Origin of the sequence: Nitratireductor sp. StC3 (genome assembly GCF_003015025.1) — a bacterium.
Taxonomy (GTDB): domain Bacteria; phylum Pseudomonadota; class Alphaproteobacteria; order Rhizobiales; family Rhizobiaceae; genus Mangrovimarina; species Mangrovimarina alexandrii.
In genome coordinates, this window is sequence record NZ_PYBP01000003.1 from 226,634 (window position 1) to 240,603 (window position 13,970).

Annotated in this window: 9 protein-coding genes; 5 read left to right on the forward strand and 4 right to left on the reverse strand. The window is 65.5% G+C overall.

The window, feature by feature from the left end:
• Positions 1 to 97: 97 nt before the first annotated feature.
• A complete protein-coding gene (locus tag C7T96_RS08255) occupies positions 98 to 550 on the reverse strand; it encodes a phasin (protein ID WP_106570729.1) in 453 nt (150 codons plus the stop codon).
• Between the two features lie 244 nt (positions 551 to 794).
• Between C7T96_RS08255 and C7T96_RS08260 the strand changes: the two genes are divergently transcribed.
• From C7T96_RS08260 to C7T96_RS08270, 3 genes are all read left to right on the forward strand, one after another.
• Entirely contained in the window at positions 795 to 4,445 is a 3,651-nt protein-coding gene (locus C7T96_RS08260) for a histidine kinase dimerization/phospho-acceptor domain-containing protein (protein WP_106570730.1), read from the forward strand.
• Between the two features lie 262 nt (positions 4,446 to 4,707).
• A complete protein-coding gene (locus C7T96_RS08265) occupies positions 4,708 to 5,754 on the forward strand; it encodes a Fe(3+) ABC transporter substrate-binding protein (protein ID WP_106570731.1) in 1,047 nt (348 codons plus the stop codon).
• 93 nt (positions 5,755 to 5,847) lie between these two features.
• Complete coding sequence (locus C7T96_RS08270; protein WP_106570732.1) at positions 5,848 to 7,542, forward strand: iron ABC transporter permease; 1,695 nt, start codon at positions 5,848 to 5,850, stop codon at positions 7,540 to 7,542.
• Between the two features lie 271 nt (positions 7,543 to 7,813).
• On the opposite strand, the gene C7T96_RS08275 is transcribed toward C7T96_RS08270, so the two are convergent.
• Positions 7,814 to 9,772, reverse strand: a complete 1,959-nt coding sequence (locus C7T96_RS08275; protein WP_106570733.1) for an acetoacetate--CoA ligase — start codon at positions 9,770 to 9,772, stop codon at positions 7,814 to 7,816.
• 184 nt (positions 9,773 to 9,956) lie between these two features.
• Here C7T96_RS08275 and C7T96_RS08280 point away from each other — a divergent pair, with 184 nt between their 5' ends.
• Positions 9,957 to 11,810, forward strand: a complete 1,854-nt coding sequence (locus C7T96_RS08280) for an AsmA-like C-terminal region-containing protein (RefSeq protein ID WP_106570734.1) — start codon at positions 9,957 to 9,959, stop codon at positions 11,808 to 11,810.
• A 138-nt stretch (positions 11,811 to 11,948) separates the two neighbouring features.
• Positions 11,949 to 12,191 carry a DUF6460 domain-containing protein gene (locus tag C7T96_RS08285; protein ID WP_106570735.1) on the forward strand — a complete coding sequence of 81 codons (243 nt, stop codon included), beginning with the start codon at positions 11,949 to 11,951 and terminating at the stop codon, positions 12,189 to 12,191.
• A gap of 43 nt (positions 12,192 to 12,234) precedes the next feature.
• Here C7T96_RS08285 and C7T96_RS08290 read toward each other — a convergent pair whose 3' ends face one another.
• The gene (locus C7T96_RS08290; protein WP_106570736.1) at positions 12,235 to 13,053 is read right to left on the reverse strand and encodes an ABC transporter permease subunit; all 819 of its coding nucleotides are present in this window, start codon (positions 13,051 to 13,053) and stop codon (positions 12,235 to 12,237) included.
• Complete coding sequence (locus C7T96_RS08295) at positions 13,050 to 13,961, reverse strand: ABC transporter permease subunit (RefSeq protein ID WP_199190434.1); 912 nt, start codon at positions 13,959 to 13,961, stop codon at positions 13,050 to 13,052. The genes C7T96_RS08290 and C7T96_RS08295 overlap by 4 nt, the downstream gene beginning before the upstream one ends.
• Positions 13,962 to 13,970 lie beyond the last annotated feature (9 nt).

The following is a 13,970-nucleotide window of genomic DNA, read 5'->3' on the forward strand; positions in this document are numbered from 1 at the left end:
CCGTTTGGGCGCATGAAAAAGGCCGGCTGAACCGGCCTTTTTCGACAATGCGCCCGCAAAGGGATCGGCGGCGCGGCGCGCCGGCCGGTTTTCCCGATCAGGCCGCCTTGATGTCCTTCATGGTCTTCTCAAACGCGGTCTTGACCGGCTTGGCGATGTCCTCGGCGGCCTTGGACGACACGGCCTGCATGTCCTTGGCCTGATCGACCATCATCTCGACATTTTTGCGCATGAAACTGGTCTGCAGTTCGACAAGCTCCGAGATGGTCTTGGCACCGACCAGCGCCTCCAGATGACCGAACCCGGCCTCGGCATTGGCGCGCATGGCGGAGATCGCCTTCAGCGACACTTCGTCGCCGGCCTGCTTCATGGTCTCGAAGCTGGTTTCCAGCGTCTTCTGCGCGTCTTCGGCGCCGGCCTTGAACTTGGCATAGGCTTCCTTCGACTGCTCGAGGCTCTTTTCGGCGAACGAGCGGAGTTGATCGGTCGCCTTCTCGGCGTCGAAGGTGGGGAATTCGATGGTTTCTGCGGTTTTCGCGGCTTTCGACATGAGGGACTCCTCTTCGATTGATTGCGGCCCACGACAAACGGAGCGGCCGCTTGCGATCCACATAACAATTTTCATTGTGCATTGCAACATAATTGCTGCGACGCAATATGAAACTATTTCGGGTTAACCAACCAGCCAGATTCCGCTCGCCACCGGCCCCCGAATTGTGGACCTTCGCGAAGGTCTCTTTTATTAACGAACTCTTAACACCGGGGCGGGTTCCAGCGAATTCGGATTGATGCGTATGGCGTCCAGCGACTACTCGTTCATCGACATTGCAGTATTGGACGAGGTCCGTTCCCGTTTCGCCGCCGGCGACGCGCTGGCTATTCTTTCCGCCGATATCGGCGAGGTGATCTGGGCCAACGGTCCCGGCGCGAAACTGTTCGGCTATCCCGACATCGAAGCGATCATGGGCGCCGAAACCGGGCTGACGGTCGCGCAGCGTCGCCAGATCGCGGCCACGCCCGGCTTTCCCGAGATCGGCCGCGACCGGCCGCTTGCGCTGCGCTTGTCGAGCGGAAGCACGAGCCGGGCGGTCACATTCCTGGCGACCGGCCTCGACCTGCCGGACGGCGAACTGGCGCTTCTGCTTGCCGCCGCCGCGCCGGCCGCCGCCGCACACGACCCCGAGACGGTGCAGCGGCGTGCCATATCGGGCTTCACCGAAGCCGGCTATTTCGCCGCCCTGCTCGATCAGAGCGGCACCGTGCTCGCCGCCGCGCCCGGTTTCGACACGCTGGGAATAACCCCGGCAACGCTTTCGGACCTGGTGCGCGAGGTCGCCGATGAGCGGGACCGGCTCGTCAAGCGCCGGGTCGCCGCACGGAACGGCAATATTCCAGCCGGTATCGCCCGGCTGACGGACGCGCCCGCTTTGCATCTGCTGATCGCCGTCGACGACGCCGAACCGCAGGCCGGCGATCCGCCGGCGCTGGCAGAGCGGGAGCCCGACGGCCCACGCGAAGCTCCGCCCGCCGACGCGCCAAGGGCTGGAGCGCCCGTCACCGCCACACCGCCGTCGGGCGACGACGGCCCCGGAGACCTTTTCGCCGCAACCGGCGACACCGGCCCAGTCGACGCGGCCGCGGCAACGGACGGGAGCGCGATGTCGGAAGACCGGCGCGGCGGCAGCAACGGCCGCGGCCAGGTCGACCGGTGGTATTTCGACGCGGATCGCCCCGCGCAAACGCCGGGCGAAACCGGCGAAAACAGCGAACCCGACACGCCGGACGACCCCGAACCGCCGCAAGCGGCGGCCGATCACGACACGGCCGAACTGTCGCCGTCCGAGACCACCGCATTGCTGGACACGCTGCACGCGTCCGCTCCGCTGCGCTTCGTGTGGCGCACCGACGCCGAGGGGCGCATCAGCGTGATCGCCGAGGAATTCGCCAAGGCCGTGCGCATGCCCGTCGACACCATAACGGGCCGCAGCTTCTCCGAGCTGACCGAACGCTACGGGCTCGACCCCGACGGCGAGATCGCCGGCCTGTTGGCGCGGCGCGACACCTGGTCCGGCAAGACGGTGCTGTGGCCGGTCGATGGCGCGGCGCTGCACATTCCCGTCGATCTGGCGGCCTTGCCGATCTACGGACGCGAGCGCCAATTCGAGGGATTTCGCGGCTTCGGCATCGCCCGCACGGCCGACGCGGCGGTCGATCCGCAGGCGCGCGGTCTCGCACCCGCAGACCCGGCGCCCGCCGAAGACGAGCCGCAGCAGCAGGCCGGCCCACCCGACACCGCTTTCGACGCCGACAAGGCGGACCGACCGGCGGCCGAGACCGGCACGGAGGTGCCCGCATCCGACGGCCAGGAAAAGGTCGTTCATCTTGAAACGCGACGCGCCGGTCCGCCAGCGCGCGCCCTGTCGTCGAGCGAGCACGACGCATTCCGCGAGATCGGCAACCGCCTCAAGGACGTGACCGGCGAGAGCGCCGCAACGGAGACCGACGACGACGGTCTTGCGGCCGAAGCCAGACCTCCCGCCGACAATGACGATCGCAAGACAGCCGAGGAACGGCCTCAGGACGACAGCACGCGAACGGACGATCCGCGGCGTCGCGACGACCGGGCCGGCGATGCGACCGCGTCCGGCTCGCAGACGACGGCTGCCGGGCCGGAAACCGCCGGCGAAACCGCGCCCGCTGAGCACGAAGCCCTTGCGCCCGACGACGCCGGAACCGCGCCGCCGGCAGACGATGCGGTCAGGCTCGAGCATCAGGATGTGCCCGCGGGCGTCGATAAGGCCCCTTCCGACGGTTCCCTCCCCCACGACGCCGACAGCCCGGCCGCCGACGAGGCCGCTTCGCCCGAGGACGGGCCGGCACACGCGGCGTCGGCAACGGAACCGGCAAACGAGGCGGCCGGCGACCGGCCGGCGACCGTAATCCTGCCGTCCGCTTTCGCCGCGGCCGACACCGGCGGCCAGGGGCGCCAGTTCGGCGTGTCGGTGTTTGCCAAGTTGCCGATCGCGCTGCTGGTCCATTCCGGCGACGTTCTGCATTTCGGCAATCCGGCCTTCTGGGACATGACCGGCTACGCCTCGCTGGACGATCTCGACGAGGCCGGCGGCCTCGGCGCGCTGTTCGTCGAGCCCTACGAGACGCAGGACGGTGACAAGGACGGCGCCGCCATGCTGCGCGCCAAGGACGGCCGCGAGTTTCCCGTCCGGGCGCATCTCCAGTCGGTGCCCTGGCACGAGCGCAAGGCGCTGCTTTTGGCGATTACGCCGCTCGCGCCGCCGGCCGAGCGGGATCCGGCAGCGGATATCGCGCTGTCCGACGCGCGCGTCGCCGAAATGGGCACAATCCTCGATACGGCGACCGACGGCATCGTCTTGATCGACGACGACGGCACGATCCGCTCGCTCAACCGCCCGGCCGAAGCGCTGTTCGGCTACGACGCCGCCGACATGACGGGAAAACCCTTCGTGTCGCTGTTCGCCGTCGAGAGCCAGAAGGCGGCCCGCGACTATCTGCAGGGCCTGTCGGACAACGGCGTGGCCAGCGTCCTCAATGACGGCCGCGAAGTGATCGGCCGCGAGGCGCAGGGCCGTTTCATTCCGCTGTTCATGACCATCGGCCGGCTCCCCGCCGGCGGCTTCTGCGCCGTGATGCGCGACATCACGCAATGGAAACGCGCCGAGGAAGAGTTGACCAAGGCGCGCGCGCTGGCCGAAACGGCGTCCTCCCAGAAGACCGATTTTCTGGCGCGCGTCAGCCACGAGATCCGTACGCCGCTCAACGCCATTATCGGCTTTTCGGAACTGATTCTCGATGAAAAATTCGGGCCGATCGGCAATGAGCGCTATCGAGACTATCTGCGCGACATCAACCGGTCCGGCAATCACGTCCTCGACCTGGTCAACGACCTGCTCGACATCTCCAAGATCGAGGCGGGCGAGCAGGAGCTCGCCTACGAGGCCGTAGCGCTCAACGAGACGCTCGCCGAGGTCGTGGCCATGATGCAGCCGCAGGCCAATCGCGAACGCGTCATCATCCGCTCCAGCTATCCCGCCCACCTTCCCGACGTCGTGGCCGACCTGCGCAGCATTCGCCAGATCGCGCTCAACCTTCTGTCGAACGCGGTCCGCTTCACCCCGCCCGGAGGCCAGGTGATCGTCTCCACCGCCTACGAGGCGACCGGCGACGTCGTCATGCGCGTGCGCGATACCGGCGTGGGCATGTCGCGCGCCGAGATCGATCAGGCGCTCAAGCCCTTCAAGCAGATCAATTCGCTGAAGCGCAAACGCAGCGACGGCACTGGGCTGGGCCTGCCGCTGACCAAGGCGATGGTGGAGGCCAACCGGGCCCATTTCTCCATCCACTCGACCCCGGGCGACGGCACGCTTGTCGAGGTCAGCTTTCCCTCCACCCGCGTCCTGGCCGACTGAGCCCGACACGCTTTCGGCTGCAACCGCCCGCGCCTGCGATGCCAGGCGCGGGTTTTTTGTCGGCGCCGTAAACATGGATGCAGGAACGCCACGATTCCCAATACTTGACAATTCTAGTTTAGAATAATTCTAAAGTCTTGATTTTTATTGGTTTTTTCTTGACGGCGCCGTCTCTTTGTCTCAATAGAGGGAAACTGGCGGTTGGACTGCGCTGTCTTGCCGTGCCACCGAACAATCCACCATCAGGAGGAGCCTGATTTCGATGACCCATGCGATCGACCGTTTTCGCCGCGCCGGCATCGCCGCGTTCTCCCTGACCTTCCTGGCCGGCCCGGCGCTGGCGGAGGGTGAGGTCAACATCTATTCCTATCGCCAGCCGGACCTGATCGAGCCGCTGCTCGACGCCTTCACCGAACAGACCGGGATCGCCACCAACGTGCTGTTCCTGAACAAGGGTCTGGAGGAAAAGATCGAGGCCGAGGGGGTCAACTCGCCGGCCGATCTGATCTTCACCGTCGATATCGGCCGCCTGTCCAACGCCAAGGCCAAGGGCATCACCCAGCCGGTCTCCGAGGAGGCGATCAACGCCAACATCCCCGAGCAGTTTCGCGATCCCGACGGCCACTGGTTCGGTCTGACGACGCGCGGCCGCGTGGTCTACGCCTCCAAGGAACGCGTCGGGCAGGACACCATCACCTACGAGGAACTCGCCGATCCGAAATGGAAGGGCAAGATCTGCATTCGCAGCGGCCAGCACGCTTACAATCTGGCGCTGTTCGCCTCCATGATCGCCCATCACGGTGAGGACTATACCAAGACCTGGCTGACGGGCCTGAAGAACAACCTCGCCCGCAAGCCGGACGGCAATGACCGGGCCCAGGCCAAGGCGATCTATGCCGGCGAATGCGATCTCGGCATCGGCAACACCTATTATGTCGGCCTGATGCAGACCAATGAGAAAGAGCCGGAACAGAAGGACTGGGCCGAATCGATCAAGGTCCTGTTTCCGAACGCCGAGGATCGCGGCACCCATGTCAACATTTCCGGCATGGCGCTGGCCAAGCATGCGCCCAACAAGGACAACGCCGTGAAGCTTATGGAATTCCTGGCGAGCTCCCAGGGCCAGGAGATCTATGCCGAACAGGTCTTCGAATATCCGATCGGCCCCGGCACGGAGCCCTCCGACATCGTCAAGGGGTTCGGCGACATCAAGCCCGACTCGCTGCCGCTCGACGAGATCGCCAACAACCGCAAGACCGCTTCCGAACTGGTCGACACGACCGGATTTCAGGATGGACCGGCAAGCTGAGCGCCACAACGCCCCTGACGCGGCAGGGCCGGATCGCCGATCCGGCCCTTTCTGCGTGACATTTGGGACCGGCCGCGGGAGACGAGGCGAACCATGACGGCGCAAACGGTCCCGCAGGATGTGGTCGCCGCCCCGGTCGCCCGCCGCGACAGGCATATCGGCGCGCTTTTGCCCGCCATCGTCATAGCCGGGCTCGCCGTCCTGCCGATCGCGATCGTGGTCGCGATCGCGCTGACAGGCTCCGGCGAGGACTGGCCGCACCTGGTCAGGAACGTGCTGCCGGGCGCCACGGCGACCACGTTGGCGCTGCTCGCCATGGTCGCCGCCGGCACCGCGACGATCGGCGTCGCCTGCGCCTGGCTGGTCATCGCCTACGACTTTCCCCTGCGCCGGCTGCTGGCCTGGGCCCTCGTTCTCCCGCTTGCCGTGCCGCCCTATCTCGCCGCCTACGCCTTCGGCGAGTTTTTCCTGTTCACCGGTCCGATACAGACGGCCCTGCGCGCCCTGTTCGGCTTCCAGTCGGCGCGCGACTACTGGTTTCCCGACATCCGTTCCACGACCGGCACCGCGATCGTCCTGTCGTCGGTGCTGTTTCCTTATGTCTACCTCACCGTTCGCGTGGTCTTTCTCATGCAGGGCCGCAACATCGCCGACGTCGCCCGCACATTGGGCGCAGCGCCGGCGCGCGTGTTCTTCCGCATTCTCTTGCCCGTCGCCCGGCCGGCCATCATCGCCGGCTGCGCGCTGGTCCTGATGGAAACGCTCAACGATATCGGCGCGGCCGAATATCTCGGCGCCGACACGCTGACCATCGCCGTCTTCACCACCTGGCTCAACCGCGGCAGCCTCGAGGGAGCGGCCCAGATATCGACCGTCATGCTGTTCCTGGTGCTGGCGCTGCTTTATGCCGAGCGCGTGGCGCGGCGCAATCAGCGCTTTCACGGCGCAAGGGCGACACACATGAAGGCCCGACCGCCCCGGGTGCAACTGCGCGGCGCACGCAAATGGTTCGCCACCATGGCGGTGCTTTTTCCCGTCCTGTCCGGTTTCGGCATCCCGACCTATGTGTTTTGCGGCTATGCGGCCCGGCGCCTGGACCAACTCGCCGATCCCGCGCTCCAGCAGGCCTTCGTCACCAGCGTGTTCACCGCCGGTTGCACCGCGCTGGTCACGGTCGCCATCGCACTGGTTCTGGTCAATGCGACGCGGCTGTCGCGAACCGTCGCGGTGGGCGCGGTGGCGCGCCTGGCGGCCAGCGGCTACGCGCTTCCGGGAACCGTGCTCGCCTTGGGCCTGCTGTTCGCGCTGACCCGGCTCGACAACGCTGTCGACGCCTTCGCACGCACCCATCTCGGCGTGTCGACCGGGCTGTTGCTGAGCGGCACGGCGGCCGCCGTGATCATCGCTTGCAGCGTCCGTTTCCTGGCTCTGGCCGAAGGCGCGATCCGCTCCGGGCTGGAAAAATTGCCGCCCCATCTCGACGAGGCGGCGCGCAGCTTGGGGCATACGCCGGCCGCCAGCGCCCGCAAGGTGCTGTTTCCGCTCTTGAAGCCGGCGCTCGCAACCGCGGCCGTTCTCGTCTTCGTCGACACGATGAAGGAGCTTTCCGCGACCATTTTACTGCGCCCGTTCGGGTTTTCGACGCTCGCCACCCATGTCTACGAAAACGCCTCGCGCGGTGTCGTGGAGGACGGCGCTGTGGCCGCCCTGCTCATCATCCTCACTGCGCTGGTGCCGGTGGTGCTTTTGTCGCGCGCCCTGATGCGCGATGCCGACGCGACGATGTGATCCTGTCCCGGCATCCGGGACCCGCGGACCGATCGGCCAAAAAAAGAAGGCGCCCAAAAGGACGCCTTTGATGGAATTCGGGCTGTCACGCGAGGACTTGAGCAAATGCGGGCGCCTGCCGATCGGCCTGGAACAACACCCTCAAGTTACGCACGACTATCGGCGCTACCCCTTAACAAAACCTTACCGGGGCGTTTCCATGTTTACCGAAGTGTACCACTTCTTCCACTTAGGTAAATATCGGTTTCATCGTTCGTTTACCATGGACCGCTCAATCTTGAAGCTGCGAGAGACCGGCGAAATAGGCGAGCGCCTCCGGGTTGGCGAGCGCCTCCTTGTTCTTCACCGTGCGGCCATGCACCACGTCGCGCACCGCCAGTTCGGTGATCTTGCCCGACTTGGTGCGCGGAATATCCTTGACCGCCACGATGCGGGCCGGCACGTGCCGCGGGCTGGCGCCGGTGCGGATCTTGGTCCGGATGCGCTTTTCCAGCGCCTCGTCGAGGACAACTCCGTCGGCTAGCCGCACGAACAGCACGACACGCACATCGTCCTCCCAGTCCTGGCCGATGCAGATCGCCTCGATCACCTCGTCCATCTGCTCAACCTGGTTGTAGATCTCCGCCGTCCCGATCCGCACCCCGCCCGGATTGAGGGTGGCGTCGGAGCGGCCATGGATGACGAACCCGTCATGCTCGGTGCGTTCGGCGAAGTCGCCGTGACACCACACATTGTCGAAACGGTCGAAATAGGCGGCATGATATTTGGCGCCGTCGGCATCGTTCCAGAACATCACAGGCATTGACGGAAATGCTCGCGAACACACCAGTTCGCCCTTTTCGCCGCGCACCGGCCGCCCGTCATCGTCCCACACGTCGACCGCCATGCCGAGGCCCGCGCCCTGGATTTCGCCGCTCCATACCGGCCGCGTCGGCACGCCCAAGACGAAGCACGACACGATGTCGGTGCCGCCCGAGATCGAGGCCAGATGCACGTCGGCCTTGATGCCCGAATAGACGAAGTCGAATCCTTCCGGCGACAGCGGCGAACCGGTCGAGGATATCACCCGCACGGTGGAAAGGTCGTGCGTGTCGATCGGCTGCAGCCCCGCCTTGCGCACCGAATCGATGAATTTCGCCGACGTCCCGAAATAGGTCATCTTCTCGGCCTGGGCGAAATCGAAAAGCGTGTTGCCGTCGGGGTGGAACGGCGAGCCGTCGTAGAGCAGCAGCGTGGCGCCGAGTCCCAGGCCCGACACAAGCCAGTTCCACATCATCCAGCCGCAAGTGGTGAAGTAGAAGAACCGGTCGCCCTCGCCGATGCCGGCATGCAGGCGCTGCTCCTTGAAATGCTGCAAGAGCGTGCCGCCGGCCGAATGCACGATGCATTTGGGAATGCCGGTCGTGCCGGAGGAAAACAGGATATAGAGCGGATGCGAGAAGGCCAGCGGCTCGAAATGAAGCGGTTTCGCCGCATAAGGCCGCAACGCCGCCTCCAGCGCCGTCGCACGGTCGAGACCGGCCGCGATCTGCGCGGCGTCGCCGAGATAGTCGACAACCAGCGCCATGCGCACGCTCGGCAGATTGTCCAACACCTTGCCGATCTTTTCGCCGACCTCGATGCGCTTTCCCGCGTACCAGTAGCCGTCGCAGGCAACGAACACGACCGGCTCGATCTGGCCGAAACGGTCGAGAACGCCCTGTTCGCCGAAATCGGGCGAGCAGGACGACCAGATCGCGCCGATCGAGGCCGCCGCCAGCATGCAGGCCACCGTCTCGGGCATGTTGGGCATCATCGCGGCCACCCGGTCGCCCGCCTTCACGCCGGCGTCGACGAAGGCCTGCTGGAGTCGGGATACCAGGGCGCGCAGATCGTCCCACGACATGCGGCGCTCCACCTTGTCCTCGCCGCGAAACACGATCGCGTCCCCCGCCCCGCTCCTGACGAGCAGGTTTTCGGCAAAGTTCAGCCGCGCATCGGGAAAGAACGCCGCGCCCGGCATGCGTTCGCCATTGACGAGCACCCGTTCGCCCTTTTCGCCGACCACCCCGCAAAAGTCCCAGACCAAAGACCAGAACGCCTCGCGGTCCTCGACCGACCAGGCATGCAAGGCCTCATAAGTGTTGAAGACCCGGCCGGCACGCTTGGATGCGTCGGCCATGAATGCCATGATGGGTGCCCTGCGGACAGCGTCGGGCGATGGGGTCCAAAGCGGGTCTGTCCGAGACATCGAGATCCTCCAATTGTCGTCGTGCGGTTATGCATTGGGCACCGCAGGAGGGCAAGGCGTCGTGAGCGCCATCCCGGGTCGCGCCATCGCCCGGCCACAATGGCTTGAAAAGGCTTGGAGCCTCGTGCAAAGCGGGCGGTGCGCGAACGGCTGACGGCGCGAGAGCAGGAGTTGAGCGACGAGAATGCGATCGCGACGGGCACGAAGAAGCATCTGGATCGTCGTCACCGGCATCGTGGCCGTGCTCGTCGTCCTGGCTGCGTTGCCCTATGTCGCCTCGACGCAGATCGTACGCAATCGCATCGCCCAGGAAATCGGCAGTTGGACCGGCTACCGCGTCGTCCTGCGCGGCACGCCGCGTATCGATGTGTGGCCGGTTTTGCGGGCCGATCTCGCCGACGTCACCTTCCAGGAATGGGGCAGGCCCGACGCGCCGCCCATCCTCCAGGCGGAACGGGTCGAGCTCGACCTCTCCGCGATCGCCGCCCTTGGCGGCGACGTCTCCTTCTCCAAAATGGTGCTGGTGCGCCCGCGGCTGCGGCTTGAGCGCACGCAGGGCCCGGTTCCGCTGCCGGCCGGCACCCGCGGCGGTCGGATCTCCCGGGCGATCAACGCCGCGCGGGCGCTCGTGGAAGCCAATCCGGCCGCCCCCGATACCGGTCTGATGCCAAAGGACGCGCTCGGCACGGTCGAATTCGTCGACGGCCAGATCGTCGTCGCCGATGAGGACGGCAAACAGGAAAAACTGCTCGTCTCCGACCTGTCGGGCCGTCTCGGCTGGCCGTCGCTCGACCGGGCGATGACCCTGGCGGCCAAAGGCGTGTGGCGCGGCGAGAACGTCGCCGTCGAATTCACCGCCGGCCAGCCGCTGGCGCTGTTTGCGGGCGGCAATACCAGCGTCGATTTTTCCCTCGCCTCCGCGCCGCTCGCCCTCGACTATGACGGTCTCGTCACCTTTTCCAACAGCGGCTTCATCGATGGTGCCGCGACGTTGTCCTCACCATCGTTGCGCCGGGTTCTGGAATGGTCGCAAACCGAAATATCCCCGGGCAGCGCCGTCGGCGCGGCCTCGGTTTCGGGCCGCGTCATCGGCGATATGAGCCGGCTCAAGGTCGAGGACGCCAAGATCGTTTTCGGCGGCAATCCCGGCATGGGGGCGATCGATTTGTCCTTCACCGGCCCGGTACCCGCAATCACCGGCACGCTCGCCTTTGAGACGCTCGACATCTACACGTTTCTATCGGCCTTTTCCCCGAGCCCGGCCGGAGTGATCGTCTGGGACGAACAGATCGACCTCTCCTTCGCTCACGAACTCGGGCTCGATCTGCGCCTGTCGGCCAACAGGGCCACGGCCGGCGCGCTGTCGATGACCAAGGTCGCCGCCGCGGTCCAGGTCAAAGACGGGCTGGCCGCTTTCGACATCTCCGATGCGACCGCCTTCGGCGGCACCGTGCAGGCGGGTTTGCGTATCGAGCCGAGCGCGGGCGGCAAGGCCGCGCAACTGCGCATTCTCGCCACCGACATCGACACCACACAAGTGGAAACCGCCATGCGGCTGACCCCGCCCGTGCCGCGGGCCAGGGGAACCGTCTCCATCATTCTCGACAGCACCGTGACGGCTTGGAAGGACTTCCTGTCCAAGGCCGGCGGCTCCGTTTCGGTCAAGCTCGGCTCCGGCACCATCGCCGGCCTGGACCTGCCGGGATTCCTCGCGCGCGCCAAGCAAAGCGGCTTCTTCCCTCTGGACGAGGTCTCGGATGGAAACCTGCCGATCGAAAGCGCGGAACTGAAGGCGACGGTCGCCGACGGCGTTGCCCGCCTCGATGTCGCCAAGGCGATCTCGGGGGAACAGGCCATCTCGCTCACCGGGATCGTGCCTTATGTCGGCCGCGGCCTGGCTCTGTCGGGCATGGTCGCGCCGCGGCAGCTCACCGGCAACGCCGGCCCGCCCGGCGAAGTGTCGGCCTTTTTCGTCGGCGGGTCCTGGAATGCGCCTTTCGTGTCGCCGATGCTGCCGCCGGTTGAGACGATCGAATAGCAGCGCCGTTTCTTGACAGCGCCGAATCGCGCTAGACTCGCGCCGGCATTGACCGGCTGAAAGGCTGGCGGCGCGGCTGCGGCGACGGGCGCGCAGGGTTTAGGCGCGGGGGAACCGGGTTCAAGCGCGGGGGAAGATGTGTTTCGCTTGCTGTCCGGCCTGTTCAAGATCGCGCTGGTCTCGCTGATCACCGGGGCGGGACTGTCCGCTTTCGACATCACCGCCGCCGACATCCTCGCCGATCTGGGCCTGACGCCCGAATCCGTGCTCGCCTTGATCGAGCGCGGCGTCGCCTGGGCGATTCCCAACATCGTTTTGGGCTCTATGGTGATCGTGCCGATCTGGCTCGTCATCTATCTGCTGCGCCCGCCACGCAGTTAGAACGTGTCGATCCCGCGCCGCGGCGGCATGCTTGCCGGCGCGGTTATGACCGCATCGCGGCCTGCGCGTCGCGCTGCCGCTGCACTTCGCGGCGCTTGTTGAGGATCGAGGCGGCGACCACGCCGACGGTGACAATCGCGATCAGGATGGTGCAGACCGCGTTGATTTCCGGCGTGACGCCGAGCCGGACCTGGCTGTAGATCTTCATCGGCAGGGTGGTGGCCCCCGGCCCCGATGTGAAGCTGGCGATCACCAGATCGTCGAGCGAGAGCGTGAAGGCGAGCATCCAGCCCGATACGATCGCCGGCATGATCACCGGCAAGGTGATGGCGAAGAAGGTCTTGACCGGCGGCGCGCCGAGATCCATCGCCGCCTCCTCCAGCGAGCGGTCGAAACTCAGCAGGCGCGATTGCACCACCACCGCGACGAAACACATGGAAAAGGTGATGTGGGCGAGCGTCACGGTCACGAAACCGCGATCCAGGCCGATCGCCACGAAAAGCAGAAGCAGCGACAGCCCGGTGATCACCTCCGGCATCACCAGCGGCGCGAACACCATGCCGGAAAACAGCACGCGACCGTGAAACCGGGTGTAGCGGGTCAAAGTCAGCGCCGCCAGTGTGCCGAGCACCGTGGCGACCGTGGCCGAAACGAGCGCGACCCGCGCCGTCACCCAGGCCGCGTCCAGCAGCCCGCGATTGTTGAACAGCTCGAAATACCATTTGGTCGAGAACCCGGCCCAGACGGTGACCAGCTTGGATTCGTTGAACGAATAGACCACAAGAAGCACGATCGGCAGATAGAGGAAGGCGAATCCGGCGACGATCGAGACGATATTGAACCGTGTCCACGAGCCCGTCACCGATCCTGCTCCTGCGTGCGCGCCTGGACCTGCTGGAAATACATGATCGGCACCACCAGGATCAAAAGCAGCACCACCGCCACCGCCGAGGAGACCGGCCAGTCGCGATTGTTGAAGAATTCGCTCCACAGCGTCTTGCCGATCATCAGCGTACGCGATCCGCCCAGAAGGTCGGGGATGACGAATTCGCCCACCGCAGGAATGAAGACCAGCAGACAGCCGGCCACCACGCCGGGTATCGCCAGCGGAAAGGTGATCTTCCAGAAAGCGGCGATCGGCGGGCAGCCGAGGTCCTGCGCCGCCTCGATCAGCGAATAGTCCATCTTTTCCAACGAGGCGTAGAGCGGCAGCACCATGAAGGGCAGATAGGAATAGACGATGCCGATGAAGATCGCCGTATGGGTGTTGAGAATGATCAGCGGCTCGTCGATCATGCCCAGCCACAGCAGGAACTGATTGAGCAGGCCCTCCGGTTTCAAGATGCCGATCCAGGCGTAGACCCTGATCAGAAAACTGGTCCAGAACGGCAGGATGACGAGCATCAAAAGCGTCGGCCTGAGTGCGGCCGGCGCCCGTGCCATGCCGTAGGCGATCGGAAAGCCAACCAGCAGCGTGATCGCGGTCGACACAGCCGCGATCACGATGCTGGAAATATAGGCGTTGACGTAGAGCGCGTCCTCCGTCAGCCAAAGGTAATTGTCGATGCCGAGTTGCGCCAGATTGGCGAAAAAACCCGATACGCCGTCGGAAAACGAAAAGACCGGCGTGTAGGGCGGCATCGCGATCACCGTGCCCGAAAGCGAGATCTTGAAGACGATCAGGAACGGGACCAGGAAGAAGACCAGCAGCCACAGATAGGGGATGAGGATGACCAGGCGGCTCGCGACGGCGGTGGCTAGGCGTTTCATCGACATCTC

Bases quoted from the DNA above. Each gene is read 5' to 3' on its own strand.
- C7T96_RS08255 (WP_106570729.1), bottom strand. From the start codon at position 550: ATGTCGAAAGCCGCGAAAACCGCAGAAACCATCGAATTCCCCACCTTC.
- C7T96_RS08260 (WP_106570730.1), top strand. From the start codon at position 795: ATGGCGTCCAGCGACTACTCGTTCATCGACATTGCAGTATTGGACGAG.
- C7T96_RS08265 (WP_106570731.1), top strand. From the start codon at position 4,708: ATGACCCATGCGATCGACCGTTTTCGCCGCGCCGGCATCGCCGCGTTC.
- C7T96_RS08270 (WP_106570732.1), top strand. From the start codon at position 5,848: ATGACGGCGCAAACGGTCCCGCAGGATGTGGTCGCCGCCCCGGTCGCC.
- C7T96_RS08295 (WP_199190434.1), bottom strand. From the start codon at position 13,961: ATGAAACGCCTAGCCACCGCCGTCGCGAGCCGCCTGGTCATCCTCATC.
- C7T96_RS08280 (WP_106570734.1), top strand. From the start codon at position 9,957: ATGCGATCGCGACGGGCACGAAGAAGCATCTGGATCGTCGTCACCGGC.
- C7T96_RS08275 (WP_106570733.1), bottom strand. From the start codon at position 9,772: ATGTCTCGGACAGACCCGCTTTGGACCCCATCGCCCGACGCTGTCCGC.